The organism is Ignavibacteriales bacterium (assembly GCA_016709155.1).
Lineage (GTDB): Bacteria > Bacteroidota > Ignavibacteria > Ignavibacteriales > Ignavibacteriaceae > JADJEI01.
Genome location: JADJEI010000001.1, coordinates 1,334,669 through 1,353,719, shown reverse-complemented (window position 1 = coordinate 1,353,719; position 19,051 = coordinate 1,334,669). Strand labels below are relative to the sequence as shown.

16 protein-coding genes and 1 pseudogene are annotated in these 19,051 nt (G+C 35.9%); 5 read left to right on the top strand and 12 right to left on the bottom strand.

Annotation, left to right across the window (positions count from 1 at the left end; genetic code table 11):
• The 8 genes and pseudogenes from cysQ to IPH11_06645 form a co-directional block, all read right to left on the bottom strand.
• Positions 1-756, bottom strand: a complete 756-nt coding sequence (gene cysQ / locus IPH11_06680) for a 3'(2'),5'-bisphosphate nucleotidase CysQ (protein ID MBK6913344.1) — start codon at positions 754-756, stop codon at positions 1-3.
• A gap of 167 nt (positions 757-923) precedes the next feature.
• Positions 924-1,859, bottom strand: coding sequence for a sulfotransferase domain-containing protein (locus IPH11_06675; protein ID MBK6913343.1), 936 nt, complete (start codon positions 1,857-1,859; stop codon positions 924-926).
• Between the two features lie 38 nt (positions 1,860-1,897).
• Positions 1,898-3,693 (bottom strand): annotated as a pseudogene (locus IPH11_06670) (adenylyl-sulfate kinase).
• 33 nt (positions 3,694-3,726) lie between these two features.
• The gene (locus tag IPH11_06665) at positions 3,727-4,608 is read right to left on the bottom strand and encodes a sulfate adenylyltransferase subunit 2 (GenBank protein MBK6913342.1); all 882 of its coding nucleotides are present in this window, start codon (positions 4,606-4,608) and stop codon (positions 3,727-3,729) included.
• 107 nt (positions 4,609-4,715) lie between these two features.
• Positions 4,716-5,327 (bottom strand): adenylyl-sulfate kinase, encoded by a 612-nt coding sequence (gene cysC / locus IPH11_06660; protein MBK6913341.1) that lies wholly within the window; start codon positions 5,325-5,327, stop codon positions 4,716-4,718.
• Between the two features lie 91 nt (positions 5,328-5,418).
• Entirely contained in the window at positions 5,419-6,465 is a 1,047-nt protein-coding gene (locus IPH11_06655; GenBank protein ID MBK6913340.1) for a hypothetical protein, read from the bottom strand.
• A gap of 30 nt (positions 6,466-6,495) precedes the next feature.
• Entirely contained in the window at positions 6,496-9,213 is a 2,718-nt protein-coding gene (locus IPH11_06650) for an SLBB domain-containing protein (GenBank protein ID MBK6913339.1), read from the bottom strand.
• A gap of 292 nt (positions 9,214-9,505) precedes the next feature.
• Positions 9,506-10,219, bottom strand: a complete 714-nt coding sequence (locus IPH11_06645) for a hypothetical protein (GenBank protein ID MBK6913338.1) — start codon at positions 10,217-10,219, stop codon at positions 9,506-9,508.
• 112 nt (positions 10,220-10,331) lie between these two features.
• Here IPH11_06645 and IPH11_06640 point away from each other — a divergent pair, with 112 nt between their 5' ends.
• Positions 10,332-10,568 carry a hypothetical protein gene (locus IPH11_06640; GenBank protein MBK6913337.1) on the top strand — a complete coding sequence of 79 codons (237 nt, stop codon included), beginning with the start codon at positions 10,332-10,334 and terminating at the stop codon, positions 10,566-10,568.
• Positions 10,569-10,630: 62 nt separating this feature from the next.
• On the opposite strand, the gene IPH11_06635 is transcribed toward IPH11_06640, so the two are convergent.
• Positions 10,631-11,287, bottom strand: a complete 657-nt coding sequence (locus IPH11_06635; GenBank protein ID MBK6913336.1) for a CoA pyrophosphatase — start codon at positions 11,285-11,287, stop codon at positions 10,631-10,633.
• Between the two features lie 52 nt (positions 11,288-11,339).
• Between IPH11_06635 and IPH11_06630 the strand changes: the two genes are divergently transcribed.
• Positions 11,340-12,218 carry an endonuclease/exonuclease/phosphatase family protein gene (locus tag IPH11_06630; GenBank protein MBK6913335.1) on the top strand — a complete coding sequence of 293 codons (879 nt, stop codon included), beginning with the start codon at positions 11,340-11,342 and terminating at the stop codon, positions 12,216-12,218.
• A gap of 192 nt (positions 12,219-12,410) precedes the next feature.
• Here IPH11_06630 and IPH11_06625 read toward each other — a convergent pair whose 3' ends face one another.
• Positions 12,411-13,460 (bottom strand): N(4)-(beta-N-acetylglucosaminyl)-L-asparaginase, encoded by a 1,050-nt coding sequence (locus tag IPH11_06625; protein ID MBK6913334.1) that lies wholly within the window; start codon positions 13,458-13,460, stop codon positions 12,411-12,413.
• 15 nt (positions 13,461-13,475) lie between these two features.
• Positions 13,476-15,683 (bottom strand): family 20 glycosylhydrolase, encoded by a 2,208-nt coding sequence (locus IPH11_06620; GenBank protein MBK6913333.1) that lies wholly within the window; start codon positions 15,681-15,683, stop codon positions 13,476-13,478.
• A 449-nt stretch (positions 15,684-16,132) separates the two neighbouring features.
• Between IPH11_06620 and IPH11_06615 the strand changes: the two genes are divergently transcribed.
• The 3 genes from IPH11_06615 to IPH11_06605 all read left to right on the top strand — a co-directional run bounded on the left by IPH11_06615 (position 16,133) and on the right by IPH11_06605 (position 18,435).
• Positions 16,133-16,822, top strand: coding sequence for a Crp/Fnr family transcriptional regulator (locus tag IPH11_06615; protein MBK6913332.1), 690 nt, complete (start codon positions 16,133-16,135; stop codon positions 16,820-16,822).
• 66 nt (positions 16,823-16,888) lie between these two features.
• Entirely contained in the window at positions 16,889-17,131 is a 243-nt protein-coding gene (locus IPH11_06610; protein MBK6913331.1) for a thioredoxin family protein, read from the top strand.
• 272 nt (positions 17,132-17,403) lie between these two features.
• The gene (locus IPH11_06605; protein MBK6913330.1) at positions 17,404-18,435 is read left to right on the top strand and encodes a PorV/PorQ family protein; all 1,032 of its coding nucleotides are present in this window, start codon (positions 17,404-17,406) and stop codon (positions 18,433-18,435) included.
• Between the two features lie 77 nt (positions 18,436-18,512).
• On the opposite strand, the gene IPH11_06600 is transcribed toward IPH11_06605, so the two are convergent.
• Entirely contained in the window at positions 18,513-19,043 is a 531-nt protein-coding gene (locus tag IPH11_06600; protein ID MBK6913329.1) for a TlpA family protein disulfide reductase, read from the bottom strand.
• Positions 19,044-19,051: the final 8 nt, after the last annotated feature.

The window sequence follows — 19,051 nt, the reverse complement described above, 5'->3', positions numbered from 1 at the left end:
TTATTCTGCTGTTACAAGGAAGCTGCTGTTTAGAAGAGACTCTTTGTTATAATTTAAATCCTGGCCAATTCCAGAAACTTTTCCACCACTTGCTGAAACTATAGCGTGTCCAGCTCCCGTATCCCATTCCCAAGTAGGTCCATTTCGGTAATAAATTTGAGCTTTACCTTCGGCAACCATACAAAACTTCAGTGAACTACCAACTGAGATTGTATCTATTATATTATAATTTGCAAAAAACTTCTCCTCATCTTCAGACGAATGTGACCGACTTTTAACAGCAATCAATCCCTCTTCTAAATTCTGTGAAACAGTTATTTCAACTGGAGCCTGTTCACCTATTTTTTTATAAGCACCTTTTCCTACAACTCCATAATACATCACTTCTTGTGCAGGGACATAGATAACTCCGGCTATGGGGACAGCATTTTTGATAAATGCTATGTTAACAGTAAACTCATCATTTTTTTTTATAAATTCTTTTGTGCCATCTAATGGATCAACTAACCAAAAATGACTCCAGTTCTTTCTAGTCTCAAAAGGAATAGATTTACCTTCCTCGGATAGTATAGGAATATCTGGATACAATTTTGAAAGACCTTTAGCAATAACCGAATGTGAAGCTTTATCCGCTCGGGTAAGGGGGGAGTTGTCACTTTTCATTTCAACTTCAAAAGAATCGGTTTGATAAATGCTCATTATGCCATCACCAGCGTTCTTTGCAATTTCTATAATTTTATTGATATCAAAATTCATTTAATTCACTTTCGTTGTTAAAGTTGATCTTTAATTTTTTTATTTAATTACATAAAAAGTAAGAATACTTTTATAAATATGTTTTGTTTTTTATTGCTACTAAAGATGAATTTCAATTTGGGAGTACGATTCATTCTTTACTTAGATGGATATTCTATTAAACGCACTTAAGTTAAGTAACCCAAAGATTTGAGATCTTTATTGAGTGAAATACTAAGCTTAATATTATCTTCTCTGAAAATATCCTGAACTTTTAATTTCAATTGGCTTGGAAAAATCTGATCTCGATTACCTTTAAAACTTTTAGGGAGATAGTAATCAATCAATCGAATCAGTCGCTGAAAAAACTTATAAATGCCGTAAGGCAATTTTGTTCTCGCAGGGTTTAAAAAATTCTCGGGAGAAATTACTAGCAACCTATTCAAGGCACGCATAAAAATCATCCCTCTGTATGAAAGTCCGATACGACGATCTCTAATTTTTGTATTTGTCGGGTATTCAACATTAATATTTAAAAATTCACATAACATTTCGATTACTTTTTTGCGTTCGGTCCAGAATTCCTCTTGCAGTAAAACCAAAACATTAGATTCGGAGAAATTTTTATTTAATATTTTAATCACTTCTGAATAAAAATTTTGGTAGTAATTCTTTTGATCAAGGCTGCAGCATAAGTTTTCATCTAAAAAGGTTTTGAATGAATATTTCCCTCCTGCAAGCAAATACTCGGAATATCTTGATAATATTAGGCTAACTTGATTTCGAATAATTAGGATTATTTTCACATCTTCAACCGTTGCTTTGATTCTTTGAACTACTGTTTTGACAGAATCAATTGTTGTGGCTGCGGAGCCTAATACCGGGTGATAAATCGGAAGGACAATGTGTTCATCACTATCAACTTTAACTGAGTCAATTCCAGCCAATTTAAAATGTTGACTGTAGTACTCAATCCCCTTTTTAAAATTATCAAAATCGAAAGGGCTGAAAAAATGTAACTTATGGGTTAAGAAAATTTTAGAATGCTGCCTTAAATAGGATTGTAGAAAAGTTGAGCCACATTTGGAAAATCCTATATGGATTGCATCGGGTAAATTATTCATTAAAATTGTTTATTAAGTCTATTCCTTATTTGGAAAATTTACCATGGTTTAAAAATTATCCCCTGATCATAAAGTAAATTCTTAATCATCTCGACTGATTCATCAACATCTATTAAACCGGGCACTTTACTATCAAGAGCTATATCAGTGGTTACTTCTTCACCAACCCATATTACTTCTATCTTATCGGGGTCAACTGATAATTTTAATATTTCAAGATCATCCTGTGTTAATTCTAAAGCAGTTAATAATAGTATCACTCCGGAATCAAGTAGAATGTGTGCAACTTCGCCAAGCCTTCTCAAATGTTCTTCGCGATTATTTTCTTTACCTTTTATATCTGCATCAACTCCGTAAAGAACATTGCCAATTCCGAGGAAGTAAACATATTTACCTTCAGCAAAAAGTTTTGCTTCTAATGCTTTTGCAACTTCCTTTTTGCCGGATTTTTTTGATCCTGTAAGAATAATTATTGTAGCCTTTTGATTGTATTTCTCTGCGCGTTGTTCATTCGAAAGGATACTTTTTTGCCATTTATAATTTCGAAGTAATATTGTATCCCTGACCCAGGTTAGTTTATCTTCAAGTCCTTCTTTAATTATTCCACCGCCGGCTATCTCATATTCATCAACAATTACAAAGCGGCTTGTTTGAGCGATGTCTTCTAATTTATCAAATGCTATTGCTTTGTTTAAAACCAAAGTACACTCAGCAACATCGTGTCTGTTTATGCGATCGTTTGTATCGAGTGCATTAAGGTTGGATGCATTAATTACTCTCTGAATTTCTTCGAGCTTACAACCTACCTTTGCAGTTCCAAGTTTCAGGAAATAATCCTTTTTCTTTATTAATGGTTTTTTCCCTAACCAGAACAAATTCACTTTTATTCTCTTTGCAACCTGCGGCTTTAATTCAATAGCATTAACCACCATCTCGCCGCGCGTCACATAAATTTGCTCTTCTAAAGTAAATCCTGTCGCAAATCCGACTTGAGCAAAATCCGGAGTCTTCTGGTTGAATACCTCGATAGCTTTGACTTTGCTTTTTTTGCCGGAGGGGTAGAAGACTACATCGTCTCCTGCTTTTATAGTTCCACTGTCTATTGTTCCAGCAACAATCCTTCTGCTGTCTCTAAACTTTGTAAATTTATAAACATCCTGAACTGCCATTCTAAATGGTTTATTTAGAGCGGGTTTTTCTTTTTCGAAATCGTCCAGATTGTCTAAAAGATTACGATCGGTGTACCAAGGCATTTTGCCATTTGAAGAAGCAATATTTTCTCCTTCTATCCCGCTGACAGGAATGAATCGGGTTGGGACAACATTAATATCAGTTAAAAACTTAGAATATTCGACAACAATTTTTTCATATTTTTCTTATCATAATTAATCAAATCCATTTTATTAACTATTACTGCAATTTGTTTTATACCAAGCATCGAAAGCATATAACCATGTCTTCGTGAATTTTCCTGTACTCCTTCGTGAGCATCAATTACAAGTAAAGCTGCTTCGGCTCTTGCAGCCCCTGAAACCATATTTTTTAGAAACTCTATATGACCTGGTGCATCAATAATTATATAATCTCTTTTTTTAGTTTTGAAAAAAACTCTTGCTGAATCTATCGTAATTCCCTGCGACCGTTCATCTTTTAATGCATCAAGTAAAAAGGCATACTCAAAAGGCTTTGAACTTAATTCACACATTGTTTTTATTTGCTCAAGTTTACCTTCGGGTAGTGAATTTGTGTCTGCTAATAATCTTCCTATAATTGTACTTTTGCCATGGTCAACGTGACCGGCAATTACAATATTCATTTGTTCTTTCATGATCATTTTAAATTTCAGTTTATTTGTTTTTAATAATTATTACATATATCCATCTCGTCTGAGAGTTTCAAGACCCCCACCATCATCTTTATCTTGAGCTCTTCCGGATCTTTCGGCAATATTTTTTAGTTTGCCGCTTTTTAATTCCTCAATTATTTCATCAACGTTTCTTGAGGCAGATTCTATCGGCGATGTGCAAGGGTAGCATCCAAGCGAGCGATATCTTTTCCCATCACCTTTATTATAATATAGAGAGACAGTAGGGATATTTTCTCGTTTGATATATTCCCAGATATTAAGTTCGGTCCAATCAAGTAATGGATGTATTCTGAGATGTGTTCCTGGAGCAAAATCAGTTTTAAATTGATTCCAGAATTCCGGCGGCTGATCGCCAACATCCCATTGGTTTTCTGTATCCCTTGGAGAGAAATATCTTTCTTTAGATCTGCTTCCTTCTTCATCAGATCGAGCACCAACAATTACTCCGGTAAAGGGTTCAGTGTTTTTGTCAACTTCATATTCGCCTAATTCATTATTCAGCCTGTAACGTTTCCATTTACCGCTCAGTGTATTTTTAAGTGCTTCAGTTTTTAAATTGACACAGCAGGTGATTCTATCAACGTTGCCATCGGGGAAAGTTTGTTTGTTTAGAAGAGCCTCTTCGTTTTGACCATAGATCATAATTAAATTCCACTCTTTTGCCAGCCGATCGCGATACTCAATCATTTCAGGTATTTTGTAATGCGTATCAATATGAACTAATGGAATGGGTACGTGTCCGAAAAAAGCTTTTCGTGCTAGCCAAAGAAGAACCGTGCTGTCTTTTCCGATAGACCACAGCATACAAATATTTTTGAAATTCGCATAAGCTTCACGGAAGATATGAACACTTTTATTTTCTAATTGATCTAAATGATCCATATAGTTTTTCCTGAGTATTTTTTAGATTAAAAAATTAATAAATAGAAAGTAGATAAAATTAAAAGATTAAAATTGAGGCTTAAAATAAGCAAATATTAGGCCAACCTTCAACTTTTTCCAATGATGTTTTTTTGAAGCAGAAGCTCAATTATCAGAGTTGCATTTTTATTTAAATCAGAATTTTCCCCATTAAAAATTACCAGTTCGGGATTTTTAGGTTTCTCATAAGGCGAAGACAATCCTGTGAAATCACCAATTTTATTTTCGCGGGCTTTTTTATAAAGTCCTTTCGGGTCTCTTTTTTCACAGGTTGCTAAATCACAATCAACAAATATTTCTATGAACTTGCCTTCAGGAATCAAGGAGCGGACAAAATCTCTGTCAGCTCTAAAGGGGGAGATAAAAGCTGTCAGAACAATCATTCCTGCATCAACAAACAATTTAGCCACTTCGCCAATCCTGCGAATGTTTTCTTTCCTATCGGCATCACTAAAACTTAAATCATTATTTAATCCATGCCGGATATTATCTCCATCAAGTATATAATTATGAATTCCTTTTTGAAAAAGGAGGCTTTCAACTTCAACGCTTAATGTTGATTTACCACTTCCTGATAAACCTGTAAACCATAAACAAGCAGCGGGGTGATCGTTTAGCTTTTCTCTATCCGAGATTGTAATTTTGCCTTGATGCCAAAGTATATTTGAAGAGTTAATCATTAAATAAATTTAAGATGTATAAGGGTCTATGCCCGGTTTTGATGTTAAATACTGAGTGTGATAGATAAAGATAATTTTTAAAAAGTGGTTATCAGTTTTTTCCTCTTATCAATTTAGAATAATAAATGATCCTCGGTCTCAGAATAATTGAGAAGCAAATTAAACCAAAAGTAAAAACAATAATAATTACAAAAAATATTGTTCTATGGGGTCCCGAACTGGTGACTGGATCTTTTGCCCACTCCCTAATATTTACAACTGGTACATCCTTAACTTCTTCTAATTTTGCTGCTTCCAGAGATGATCTTAAAGTTGAATAAGTAGTGTTATAAACCTGTACATTTCTCTGTAAACGAGATTGTTCAAGAAGTAATTGAGGCGATTGAGCAATCATTCTGTTTTGTTCATTAAACTTTTTCAATTTATTTTCTGCTTGAGTCAACGAATCAAGTAAAGCAGCTACCCTGCCCTCAAGATACATCCGCGAGTTTTTTGCACTTGACTGACGCTTATTTTTCATATAATCATCCAAAGAAATGAGTAGGTTATTCGCTACTTCGGCGGCAAGTTTTGGCGCAGGCATCGTAACCAGTATAGATAAAGCACCAGTTGCAGCATCTAATTCGGAGACAATCCCACCTTTTTCAGCCAACATCTCATAGCAAGAAATAAATTGAAGTCTTTTTTGAGTCGGTAAAGGATAATCTTCTACTGGCTCAATCTCAAAAATATCTATTAAGTTAGCAGAGTCCTTCTCACCGGGAATTCTGTACTTATCTAGAATAACAGGTTCTAAAACAGCCTCACTTAAAAGTAAATTAGAGTAAATTGTTGTGGCACCACCCGTGTTAAGATTCACTCCAACTGATGAAGCAAGACCACTTAGTGCGCTTAATGTTGATGAAGTCATTGTTTCAGGAAGCACAGTAACGGTAACTTCATAAGTAGATGGGATAACGAACCAAAGAATTATGAATGAGGCAATAGCAATTATACCTTCAGAGATAAGTATAAATTTTTTACGCAGATAAAGAATCTTTAAAAAGGGTACTAAATTATCAATTAAAGAATCTATTCTTTTATTGTTATACCTTGGCGATTCGCCTGTTTTGTCTAATTCGTTGTTATCTTTATTCATTCTTTATTGGCTTAATAATTATTCAGTTATTTATAGCTTTGTTGCTAGAACAATAATAGTCAAAACACTTGCGACTATCGCAAACATGTCAGTAATCAATTTCCCCACATCAACCCCTTCAGTTGGGGCTGGCGGAGGTAGATTTGTCACTCTGATTATTGATCCGTCATAAACACCGGGGTCTCCCTGGAACAGTCCAAAATCAACTCTAATGGTTTCGCCATTTGGTTGAGAATAAAGAGCATAATCTGCATTGTTAGTTAAACCGCCGGCTTTTTCAATATAATCGTAAACAGATTCGCCGTCAACAAATTTGAACAACCCAGGATTATTAACTTCGCCGGTTACCAAAACCGTGTTGGGTGTTTTAGGAATGAACAAGCTATCACTTGTAAGAAGGTTAATATTTTCTTCTTCATCTTCGTCGTTAATTAATGCATCCAAATTTACTATCAATCTTTGATTGTTTCGGGAATAGTAAGCTCCATATAAAAATGCTTCTGATGTCACCCCCCCAGCTTCATGGATAAGGTCCGCCACTGTTTCATTCTTATTTTTAAGAATATAGGCGCCGGGATATTTTACTTCACCAAAAACCTTTATGGTTTTCTGAGGTTCATACTCGGAATTTTTCCTGACAAGGACAATATCTTTATCTTTTAAATAAAATTTATTTTCATCATTGTAATCTTTTGGGTCGAACGATTTTGGCAATGGGATGGTGAAACTTTCGCTTAGTTTTTCACCCGGGTAGCCTTCTGGAAGGATTCGATTTACATAAACTTCTGATCTTAACGAGCCATCTATAAACCCACCTGCCTGTAAAATCAAATCCATCGGTGTCATATTTTTGTTAAGTGGATATTTCCCCGGAATTTTTACTTCCCCTCCGATAGTTACTACTTCATCAACATTCTTTTCCACATCTAATCTATAAATACTTATCTTATCGCCGGGTTTAAGTGCAAGATTGTCTCCTATGTTCATCAAAACCTTTTCAAGATCGAAAGGGATTATAGTTGTAGTCAATCCATCAGGGTTAATTCGGATCAGATCACCCCTGACAGTATAAGCTCTTCCCTTAAAAATAGGATCTTGCAAACCACCGGCTCTAAAAATCATATCAAAAATAGTTAGGCTATCAGCATAAGGAATAGTAATCGCTGTTTTTACATACCCATTAATTGAAACATTTCGAGGAGATTCTAAATCGTAGATAGAATAAACTCTAAGTGAGTCTTTAGGCTGGAGGAAAATATTATTATTTGGATCGCCAGTCAAAGCAGCTCTTAAATCCAATGAAAGAAACTCTTGAGTTTTATCTTTACGTTCTCTTGTCACATCAATTTTACCCTGGAAAGCTTCCGGCAATAATCCATAAGCTTCTGAAATCAAATCGGAAATTCTTAGCCCCTTCCTGTATTCAAATGTACCGGGGCGATAAACCGCTCCTGACAACTGAACAAAGTTTTCCAATTGATTAAGGATTGGAAATACTGTTACTTCGTCTCCATCAAATAGTTCGAAGTCACTGCCGCCGCTCATAATTTTTGAATAATCAACATCTATAACCTCACGTTCAAGTGAGAATTGTTGTCTTTGATCAAACGGTTTTATTCTTTTAATCTGGACTCTGCCTGTGTAAGCAGTAATTTTTAATCCTCCGGCAAAGTAAATAAGATCTCTCAATCCCTCTCCACTTTTCAATTCATAAACTGCCGATCGCATTACCTCGCCTGTTATCGAAAGTGTTTTTTGTCGCGGCGGAATAAAAACGATGTCATTATTCTGAAGTCTTGTATCGCCGATTAACTGACCTTTCAATAGGTAATCATATAGATCAATTTTTGAGATTACTTTGTTATTGCGTACAACACGAATTTCACGTAAGCTGCCTGAAACAAGAGGTCCACCAATACTGTAAAGAGTATTAAATACCGTTGCGAAACTGCTTATGTTATACCCGCCTGGTTTTGGAACTTCACCTAAAGCAAAAATCCGCAAAGGTGATAAACTTGATAATTGAATATCAAGAAATACCGTAGGTGGGGTTGATGCTAAGCCTTCGTAAAATTGGGAAAGGTAAGCTGTTAGTTTGTTCTTTAATTCCGAATATGGTACTCCAAGCACAAATACCTGCCCGGCAGTTGGAATAAAAATATTTCCCTGCGGATCAACTTTAAGCGGATATTGAAATTCTACATCCCCCCAGATTGAAAGTTTTATTTCATCATTCGGACTAATTAAATAGCCCGGATCAATTGTTCCAACATTCGAAGGTTCAAAACTTGCCGGAATTGTTTGGAAAATTTTGTAGCCGAAATATTCGAGTCCTTGTTCGTTGGTCGGTGCTTTTACTTCCGTAGGGGTTGTATTAACAACCTGTGGAGGAGGAGCCTGAATTTCCTGCTGAACCTCAGTTGGAGGATTCTCCACCGGGTTTTGCTGCTGAGGCGGCTGATTTATCTGCGGTGTTTGGGGTGGTGGAACCGGAACTTGCTGCTGTGAATTTACAATATACTGTTGAATGAACTGATCGTAATCAATGCCGTAAAGAGCAGCAAATCGTCTTGCGTCATCTTCGGTCATGCCGCGTTTTGTCAATTCTGCCTGAATATCTGCTTCGGATTGAATATTATACTCATCAAGTTTTTGTTGTATTTGCTGTTCTGTTTGGGAGTATGTCGTCGAACATAAAACAATTACTGTTAGAATAATTATCTTTACAGAATACCGTATAATTTTCATAAGAAAATCTTCCAAATTTTAATTTCGTTTTTAAAAGTGAATATTATGATAACGTTTGAGGAGCACATTTTTTATGGTTCTAAAATAACTATAAATGTATTGTTTTCAAATTTTTAGTTCATTCATTTAATAAACCTTTCATGCTGCTAATAATTAGTAACTCACCAAGCGCATAGATTGAGTTAAACGATATAACCTTTGTGAAACTTGCTGCCTTCGCGGCATAATGCGTTATCTTTTTTTGCCGCGAAGGCTCTAAGACACAAAGAACTAACAAACTGTGTTAGGTGATTTAGTAACTAAGCGAATCCTTATATTCATTGGAATTTTTACCAAACTGTGATGCAAGTGCAGCTTTAATTTTGCTTACCCTATCCTTAAGTGTGATATACTTTTCCATTCTTACTTCAACATCATTATCATACTGCTCAAGCCTCTGATAAATAAGTGTGTTTTTCTGTTCAATACTATTTAAGAAAGAAGTAAAGTTTGCAACAGTTATGTTAGTATTACTTGGCGCATACCCGGCAACAGATTTAATCACCTCAAGCAATTCTCTGCCTGCTGCAAGTACGCTGCCGAAACTAACTTCACTTGTAGAAATCTTTTTAGCAGGGGTTCCGCCGGGAGGGGTGGGGGGAATTTTGCCAAGCCTTCTGCCGCGCATACGCTGGGTAATCTTTTGCGCCTTCTCAAAATTTTTACTTTTCTTTCCCTTCGTTTCAGTTGAAGCAAAGTGATCGCGTATCTGAGCACAGCGGACTATCAATCCTGTTTCAGAATTCAAATAAAGATTCAGGCGTGTGTCCCTTTCAGTTTGGAGAATAGTCAACTTTGCATCTACATCAGTATTAGAAGTCAAAACGCCGTCAAGAAATGTAGTGAATGCCGGAATTGCTAAATCCGGGTTAACTGGTGCATAAGTTGGAATTGTTCCAAGATATGTCTGCAAACCCCTTGCTTTTGTGTACCTTTGACCGAATGATTGTTCCGATATTGAAGCCATTGTGCTACCTTTTTTTGTTAAATATTAAGTTGATTAAGGAAAATCTCAGTTTATTTTCATTAGATGTCATATTATTTCTGCTAAATATCAAGTTGAATGCCAAAGATATCAATTGACAGCATACATAAATAAAGTGATAGTAAGCGAAAATAAGACGACAGGAAACGACAATGAGACGACAGTAAGCGAAAATGAGATGACAGGAAGCGAAAATGAGATGATAGGAAGCAAAAATGAGATGATAGGAAGCGAAAATTATGTGACAGGAAGCGAAAATAAAGTGATAGGAAGGGAAAATAGAGTGGCAGGAAGCGAAAATTTACTGCTGGCTTGTAAAAATTACCTGTAAAGACTGATTAAAGATTGTTTTCTAATTAACTCACCGAACGCTGATGGCATTGCCATTCAACATCAAACAAGCTTTATAAATTCATAAATCAACTTAGCAGTGATGCCCCAAATAGTTCCGAACTCTGTTCTGTAAGCAAGGACGGTGTGTACTTTAGCTTTCCACGGCTTAGTGTATCTAACCGGCAGCCCAAGTTCTTCTGCTGGAAGTAGAATAATATTTTCGCCCGCTTCATTAATATAGGATGGCTGTATTTCCATCTTAAGTTTAAATTCTTCCGGCTTTTGTTTGAAGAAAAAATCTATTGGCAGAGCAAATATCTTTTCCACCTCCTTTTCATCATAAATTATTTCTTCGATGGAGTTAATATTTAAAAACCCGATTACCGGATCCACAGTCACACCCATTGGTCCAACTAATGTATTCATGGAACCGATTATTTCAATTTTATTTTTCGGAATGCCAAGCTCTTCTTTAGTTTCTCTTAATGCTGTGTCTACAAAAGTTGAATCTGTTTTAAGATCTATTTCTCCGCCGGGAAAACAAATCTCTCCCCCTTGCCTGATGTTCGCAGCACGTTTTTCAAAAAGAAAATTATCTTTGCCATTGATTTTTATTATCGCAATTAAGACTGCGGAGTTGAAGTATTCTTCTTTACCCAAAACTCCCGGTTCTTTGGGAAGGTTTCTTTTAAGTGTTTCAATATTTATTGAATTCATAAGTCGGTTTTATTTTTATAATTTTCATTTCAAAATAATAAGAGAGTGAGTAATGTTTATGAAAAATTATTGGTCGTTGATATGTTTTCTTTTTCTGGCTTCATTCATATCAGCTCAGAATAATGCTGAGTTAAGAGTAATGACTTACAATATTCGCTTCGCAGGCAGCGCTGATGATGAAGCAAATAATTCCTGGAATTCCCGGAAGGATTTAGTCGCAGAGGTTATAAGATTTAACAAAGCCGATATCTTTGGACTTCAGGAAGCGCTTCATTCTCAAATAATTGATCTTAAAAATTCTTTTCCAAAATATGATTGGGTTGGGGTTGGCAGGGAAGACGGCAAAGAAGGAGGGGAGTACTCGCCAATATTTTTTAACACAGAAAAATATAAGTTGATTCGCACATCAACTTTCTGGCTTTCAGAAACGCCCGATTCAGTTTCGAAAGGATGGGATGCTGCATTTAAAAGAGTTGTCACCTGGGCTGAATTTACTTCCCAAAGTTCCGGGCAAAAGTTTTTTGTATTCAATACTCATTTCGATCACATTGGTGAATCGGCGCGCATCAACAGTGCGAAACTTATTCTTAAAAAGATAAAAGAAATTGCAGGCGATAACCCCACCATCCTTACCGGCGATTTTAATACCAAAAGTGATTCCCCTCCCTATTCAATTTTGACCAACGGTATAGATGGTGAAAAAAGATTTCATCTGAATGATGCCGAAACAGTGAACAGCAATATTCACTACGGCTCGCACATAACTTTTAATGGTTTTGGAAATGATATTAAGCCGGGCAATAAAATTGATTTCATATTTGTCAACGACAAAGTAAAAGTGAAAGAACACGGAGTAATTTCTGAAACTTTTGACGGCAAATATCCTTCAGATCATTTTCCTGTAATTGCTGAAGTTGAAATTGAGAAATAAGGGATAAATTACATTTACGTATTATAAAGGCAGCTTTGCTTTGAGGAAACGCGTACGTCCTTTTTTTAATTAAAAATTTACAATGAATAATGAAAAATTAAATCCAGAAATAAAACGATTTTGCAATGTGAGTATTCAAAAAGGCAGCCACATAACCAAAGTCTCAATGAAATTTTTTGAGGAATACTATTTCTACCAGCTATACAAATACTTCGCTTCTTCCAGTCTGTTATTGCCGTTTTCATTTATCGAAAACTTGAGCGGTCCAAACATAGAAGCAGCGCCAAACTCGCCATTCTTATTTATCGCATAGAAAGTCAGCCCGAAGTTTGGCAGTCCTTTTTCATTGCGCAGCGAAGGCATCTTTGCATTATGATCAACACGTTTCAAAACTTCGATGCAGGCTTCAGCAGGCGAAAGTCCCTCGCGCATTTTTTCAACGACTAAAAAGCAGGATAGGTTTTTCAGATTTTCTTCACCCCGCCCGGTCGAGCCGCAAGCGCCGACTTCATTATCAACATAAAGTCCCGCGCCTATAATCGGGCTGTCACCAACCCTGCCCGGAATTTTAAACGAAAGCCCGCTTGTTGTAGTAACACCGGAAATATTACCGTTCAAATCTATCCCAAGGCAGGAAATTGTTCCTGTGATTCCGAAATATTTTTTAACTGCTTCAGGAACTTCCTTTCCATCAGGAGTAAACCAATCATCATTATTGCTTAAAGATTCTTTCCAGTACAACCAAATTTCTCTCGCTTCATCGGTAAGAATATTTTCCTCTTTGAAGCCGTGAGCCTTTGCAAATTTTAACGCACCCTCCCCGACAATTAATACGTGATCGGTTCTTTCCATTACAAGCTTAGCAACCTTTGAAGGGTTTTTAATATTTTGAATGCTTGCAACACCGCCGGCATTATGAGTCGGTCCGTGCATACAACAGGCATCAAGTTCAACCACACCCTCCTCGTTTGGAATTCCTCCGTAACCAACCGAGTGATCATTCGGATCATCTTCAATAATATTTACTCCGGCGATACAGGCATCAAGGGCGTCTTCACCTTTTAAAATAAGCTCCATTGCTTTTTCCGTAGCACGCAAGCCATTTCCGCTTGATATAACAATTGGCTTAGTAGTCTTATTAATTTGACCAAAAGTGTTTAACGATTTCGCAATAGAATTTTTAGTAAGCAGTGCAGAACTCAAACTTATTGAAGCAGCTTTAACAAAATTTCTTCTTCTCATAATGTGTACTTTCGATTATTTAATGATAATTTCATCTGCAAATATCCATGCTTTACCGCCAGCGCCATAATGCCAGTCAGGACAAGTGCCAAGATTCTTTGCCGTTATTTTAATATACCGCGCTGATAAATGTTCAAACTGTGAATTAAAATTTTTTATCTGAACATCAGGATTTTTAGTTACTTCTGTTTCAAATGATTTTATTAGTTCAAAATCAACCCCGTCCTGAGAAGAATAAAATTCCACATTAACCGGGGAAAATATCCACGAACTTACATCTTGAATGAATCCGATAGATATTTCATTTATAATCTGAGTCCCTTTCAAATCGAGAACCGCCTCGATGTCATCGCCTTCAAAGCCCTGCCACAAACCGTCTCTGAAATTCAGTGAACCTTTTACACCATCAGTTAAAGCAAAATCCCCACCGGCATTATATTTATCGCTGTAATTAAATGTAAATGAAGGTTTCAATCCCAAAGCTCGGTGAAAAATGAATTCCTTCTCAACAGTTTCACCATAACGAATACCGTTTTTAAATGCTTTGCATTTTAACTTAGCAGAACCAAAAAACTTTAAAGTATTCGAATACACATTGGAGAGTTCAGAGGGAGTTGAGCCATCAGTGGAATAATAAATGTTTAACGAGCTGTCCTTAGAAATAATATCGGCATTGATCGAGAGATCGTCCGGATTAAAATAAGAAGATATCTTTAGCGGACTGCTTTCACTGCCGAATTTTACTCCTAAAAATTCCAATCTTTTATAATGGAAATAAACCCGTTGGAAAAATTCATCAAAGTTTCGATCAGGATTGGCACTCCACAAAACTTCAGCCATAGCTAAAATTCTGGGAAATACTTTGTTGTCTATTTTTTCCTGCGGTGCACTTTCTGTCCACATATTACATTCGCCGCCGAGAATATGTATTTGCTCTTCAGCAGTTAACACGGGGGGGATTGGATTGAACGAATAAACTTTTTCAAGATCGGTTGTAGCAAGGTCATAATCAAAATAAGCATGACTTGTAGGCGAAACGACCGCGTCGTGACCGGAACGCACTGCGGTAATCGCCCCATCCATGCCTCTCCAAGATTGTACAGTGGCTTCGGGTGGCAGCCCGCCTTCAAGTATTTCGTCCCAGCCAACTAATCTTTTCCCTTTTGACGAGAGAAATTTTTCTATTCGTTTAATAAAATAACTTTGAAGCTCGGCTTCATTTCCAAGCCCTTCCGACTCAATTCTATTTTGACACTTCTCACATTTGTTCCATCTATCTTTTGGAACCTCATCACCGCCGATGTGAATGTATGTTCCGGGGAAAAGATGAATCACTTCGGTTAAAACATCTTCAAGAAAAGTAAATGTACTGTCGTTACCTGCACAATAAACATCTTTAAAAACTCCCCACGTTGCAGCAACATCAAACGGACCACCGGTGCAGGATAATTGAGGATAAGCCGTGATAGCAGCCATAGAATGACCGGGCATTTCAATTTCGGGAACGATTGTTATGTATCTTGAATTAGCATATTCAACCACTTCACGAATATCTTCCTGCGTATAATAACCGCCGTAAAGAGTTCCATCATCATTTTTTCGCCATGCACCAACTTCTGTTAGCTCCGGATATTTTTTTATTTCAATCCTCCATCCTTGATCCTCAGTTAAATGCCAATGCAGCACATTCATTTTATGATAAGCTAATAAGTCAATATATCGCTTAACAAATTCTTTATCCATAAAATGACGGCAGCAATCTAAAAGCATTCCACGCCAGGGAAATTTTGGTTTATCTAAAATAATAATCCCGGGTAACGAAAGATTTTGAATTTCAGAACCATTTAGTTTTTCAATCTCAGGCGGGAGTAATTGCCTGATAGTTTGAATACCGTGGAATAATCCGGATGGTTTATACGCTGAGAGAAAGACAACTTTGTTAGATACACTCAATTCATAGCCTTCATCACCAAGCGAACTTTTGGAATTATCAGTCAATAATGCAATAAAATTATTTTGTTCACCCGATCCTTTTTTATCAATTATTGCTAAACTTTTGCCGGTTGATTTTGATATTTTTTCCGAAAGGTAAGATGCAAGCAAGAAAGATTCCTGATCGGATTTGTCAATTAAGATTGCTGTACAATCGTTGAATTTGAACTCTTCATCTATGTAATAATAATTAGTTGGAATTGGAATCAATGTGGGTGATTTAATTTGCATTTGTTCCTGTGCCTGAAGGCAGGTTAAACATATAAAAAAAAATAAATATAGATTGGCGAAAATATTTTTAGAATACATTATTTACTAAATGATAACTTTCTTTTATGCAAAACTAATTATGTTTGATTCAGTTTGAAATAATATTTAAAATAAAAAAGCCCTCTAAAAAATTAGAGGGCTTAGACTTAGTGAAGTGAGAGGGTGCTCCACAAAGTAATGGGCAATAGATCTCAAATGATTATGTTTGTTCTATTTTTACGGTTCAATTTTAACTGATGTTATGCAAAAAAAATGTCGTGCACCTGACAGATTCTAAGGTTTAGATAATAAAAGCTTAAAAAGGAGCGGTTATTAACAAATATTTTTTCTTTTTATTTACATCATAAATATCTAATTTGACTTGTGTCTATCAGTAACTAAGCAAACAATCATCAAAATCGAGTGAAGCTATGGCAGAGAAAACAAAACTATGGTACCTGGAAAACTTTAACATTTTCAAGGAATTAAAGGAAAATAGTATGATGGAGCTGGGGCAAATTTCTTCCATGCACGAATTTCCGAAAAACCAGCCAATATATTTTGCGAAAGAACCATCAAACTCAATATTTTTCTTAAAACAAGGTAGAGTAAAATTGACCCGAAGCTCAACTGACGGAAAAGAAATGATATTAGGTTTGGTGAACATGGGTGAGGTTTTTGGCGAGCTTGCTTTCATAGACGAAGGTCAAAGAACAGATTTTGCCATCGCTATGGATAATTGCACAGTTTGTGCAATCAACAAAGAAGAATTCAAACAGTTCGTTGATAAAAATCCCGGGCTCAATCTAAAACTTACCAGGTTGATAGGGCTTAGACTAAAAAAATATTCTGAGAGAATAGAGGAGTTGATTTTTAAGGACGCTAATCAAAGGATTGTTTCTTTCCTGATAAAACTATCTGAAGAACAGGGTAAAAAAGTTGGGGATGAATTTTTCGTTAAGCCTTTCCTCAAACATCAGGATATAGCTGAATTGACTGCTTGTTCAAGACAAACTGTGAATACTGTATTAACAGAATTAAGAGATAATCACATTATTGATTTTGACAGAAAAAAATTAGTAATTAAGAAACCGGATAAGTTAAAGGAATTGCTAAAATAGTCTGCTTTTTGTCTTGAAGACGACAAAAGAGCTTGTGCTGCTTGGTTTATATTTGTCCTAAAAAAAATGACACTTACTCTTTTTGTTACCGAAAATTGCACTTCCTGCGAAAAGGTCGAAAAAAAAATCAGGAACATTGCAAATCAGAATTCCAATATTTCATATCATGTTGATCACATTAACCGGGTCAAACAGAAGGGAATTTTTATCGCACCAGCCCTTTTTATTCAGGATGAACTTTATGCTTATGGTGATTTTGACAGCGGCAAGTTACTAAAGAGGATTAGTGAAATTGAAAATTCTCGATGAGACTTAATAATTTTCAATCAAGCTTCTACTTAATTAAATAAATTTTCCAGCTTCACCGATTTATTGAATCAGTAATCTAAAATAAATAGCTTATTTCAGTTTCATTAAAGACAATATTCTGCTGCCCTATAAAATCACTAACCTATTCTCAAATCCATCTTCAATCTCAATGTAATTTTTAATCAAGAAAATTTAGCCTTGACTTTGAAAATCTATTTACCAATTTTGGCAGCAGAAATAATCAATTTTGATATTTAACGGGAGTTTGTTCAATGTTCAAAAAGATTTTTGTATCAACAGTTTTACTTTTTTCTTTAACTCAACTAAATGCTCAAACTGTAATTGCCAAGTATGCTGGCGAATTTATGGCAATCGGGGTTGGTGGAAGAGCGCTTGGTATGGGTGGGGCATTTACTGCTTTTGCCAATGATGTTACTTCCGGTTATTACAACCCTGCCGGTTTAGCTCATCTTAATTATCCTCAAATATCGTTAATGCATGCGGAACAATTCGGTGATTTAGTTAATTATGATTACGGTGCTGTTGCTATTCCTTTTGGAACCGATATGAGTTTTGGATTAAGTGTGATGCGGCTCGGTGTAGATGGAATACCTGATACAAGAAGTGCCTTGTATGATGCAAACGGCGATGGTATTACTGATATTCGCGACGACAGATTAGATTATGGAGCCATAACTGAATTCAGCAATCAGGATTGGGCGTTCTATTTGACTTTTGCTAAACGTCACTCCGAGGATTTTTATTGGGGTGCAAACATAAAAGTGATCCGTAGAAATATTGCCGAGTTTACTGCAAATGGAATTGGTTTTGACATTGGCGCACTTTATACTCCGATGGAAAATCTTTGGCTTGGTGCAAATCTTCAGGATGCTACCACCACCCTTGTTTCCTGGAGCACCGGAAGAAATGAACTTGTAAGTCCGACTCTTAAATTAGGTGCTGCTTACGGTTTGGACATTCTTTGGGGAAGATTAACGCCCGCTGTTGATTTTGATATTAGATTTGAGAACAGACAATTTGCATCGTACTTTAATATTGGTCCGGTTAGTTTTGATACTCACACAGGATTCGAATACAATTACGGCAACCTTGTTTTTATTCGAGCAGGTTATAATGATGTAAAACAATTTACAGTTGGTGCCGGTGTTAAACTTCCGAAGTTGAATCTCGACTATTCATTTGCCCGTTTTAGTTCCTCTGAAATTGAAAGATTACCCGATACACACAGAATTTCTCTCATCCTTACTCTCGAACAACCAAAATTTTTGAGAGAAGGACTCTGATCTCTAAAAAAAATAGTTAATAAAAAATCCCGGTTGATGCCGGGATTTTTTATATTGAAATAAGATCAAAAGAAAAATTATTTTTTCAACTCTTTAATTTTATTTGTAAAAACATCTTTAGAGACCAAGCCCACATGTTGATCAACTATGTTGCCTTGCCTGTCAATCACAAATGAAGTTGGAATAGCTTCAATACCACCGAAATCAGTTACAACCTTATCATCGCCGTAAACGATTGGATAATTAATTCCCATTTCTTTCATAAATGGTTTAATATCATCTTTGGTTGATTCAGCATCTAAAGAAATACCAATGACAACAACATCATTTTGAAACTCTTTTTGAATTGAGATAAGATCAGGAATACCTCTGCGGCATGGTCCACACCAGGTTGCCCAAAAATCTAATATTATTATTTTTCCTTTGTAATCCGATAACTTGATTTCTTTTCCATCAGTACTTTTCAAAATAAAATTTGATGCTTTATTATCACCGGAAGTTAAAGAAGATTCATTCAATTTGGATTCGGGGGATTCATTTTTTGTATTGCAGCCAAGTGCGTTAAATGAAAATAAAAATAAGATTACAAGAACAGAAATATATTTCATTAAAAACT

Coding starts and splice junctions, on each gene's coding strand:
- cysQ (MBK6913344.1), bottom strand. CDS start 756: ATGAATTTTGATATCAATAAAATTATAGAAATTGCAAAGAACGCTGGT.
- IPH11_06675 (MBK6913343.1), bottom strand. CDS start 1,859: ATGAATAATTTACCCGATGCAATCCATATAGGATTTTCCAAATGTGGC.
- IPH11_06665 (MBK6913342.1), bottom strand. CDS start 4,608: ATGGATCATTTAGATCAATTAGAAAATAAAAGTGTTCATATCTTCCGT.
- cysC (MBK6913341.1), bottom strand. CDS start 5,327: ATGATTAACTCTTCAAATATACTTTGGCATCAAGGCAAAATTACAATC.
- IPH11_06655 (MBK6913340.1), bottom strand. CDS start 6,465: ATGAATAAAGATAACAACGAATTAGACAAAACAGGCGAATCGCCAAGG.
- IPH11_06650 (MBK6913339.1), bottom strand. CDS start 9,213: ATGAAAATTATACGGTATTCTGTAAAGATAATTATTCTAACAGTAATT.
- IPH11_06645 (MBK6913338.1), bottom strand. CDS start 10,219: ATGGCTTCAATATCGGAACAATCATTCGGTCAAAGGTACACAAAAGCA.
- IPH11_06635 (MBK6913336.1), bottom strand. CDS start 11,287: ATGAATTCAATAAATATTGAAACACTTAAAAGAAACCTTCCCAAAGAA.
- IPH11_06630 (MBK6913335.1), top strand. CDS start 11,340: ATGTTTATGAAAAATTATTGGTCGTTGATATGTTTTCTTTTTCTGGCT.
- IPH11_06625 (MBK6913334.1), bottom strand. CDS start 13,460: ATGAGAAGAAGAAATTTTGTTAAAGCTGCTTCAATAAGTTTGAGTTCT.
- IPH11_06620 (MBK6913333.1), bottom strand. CDS start 15,683: ATGCAAATTAAATCACCCACATTGATTCCAATTCCAACTAATTATTAT.
- IPH11_06615 (MBK6913332.1), top strand. CDS start 16,133: ATGGCAGAGAAAACAAAACTATGGTACCTGGAAAACTTTAACATTTTC.
- IPH11_06610 (MBK6913331.1), top strand. CDS start 16,889: ATGACACTTACTCTTTTTGTTACCGAAAATTGCACTTCCTGCGAAAAG.
- IPH11_06605 (MBK6913330.1), top strand. CDS start 17,404: ATGTTCAAAAAGATTTTTGTATCAACAGTTTTACTTTTTTCTTTAACT.
- IPH11_06600 (MBK6913329.1), bottom strand. CDS start 19,043: ATGAAATATATTTCTGTTCTTGTAATCTTATTTTTATTTTCATTTAAC.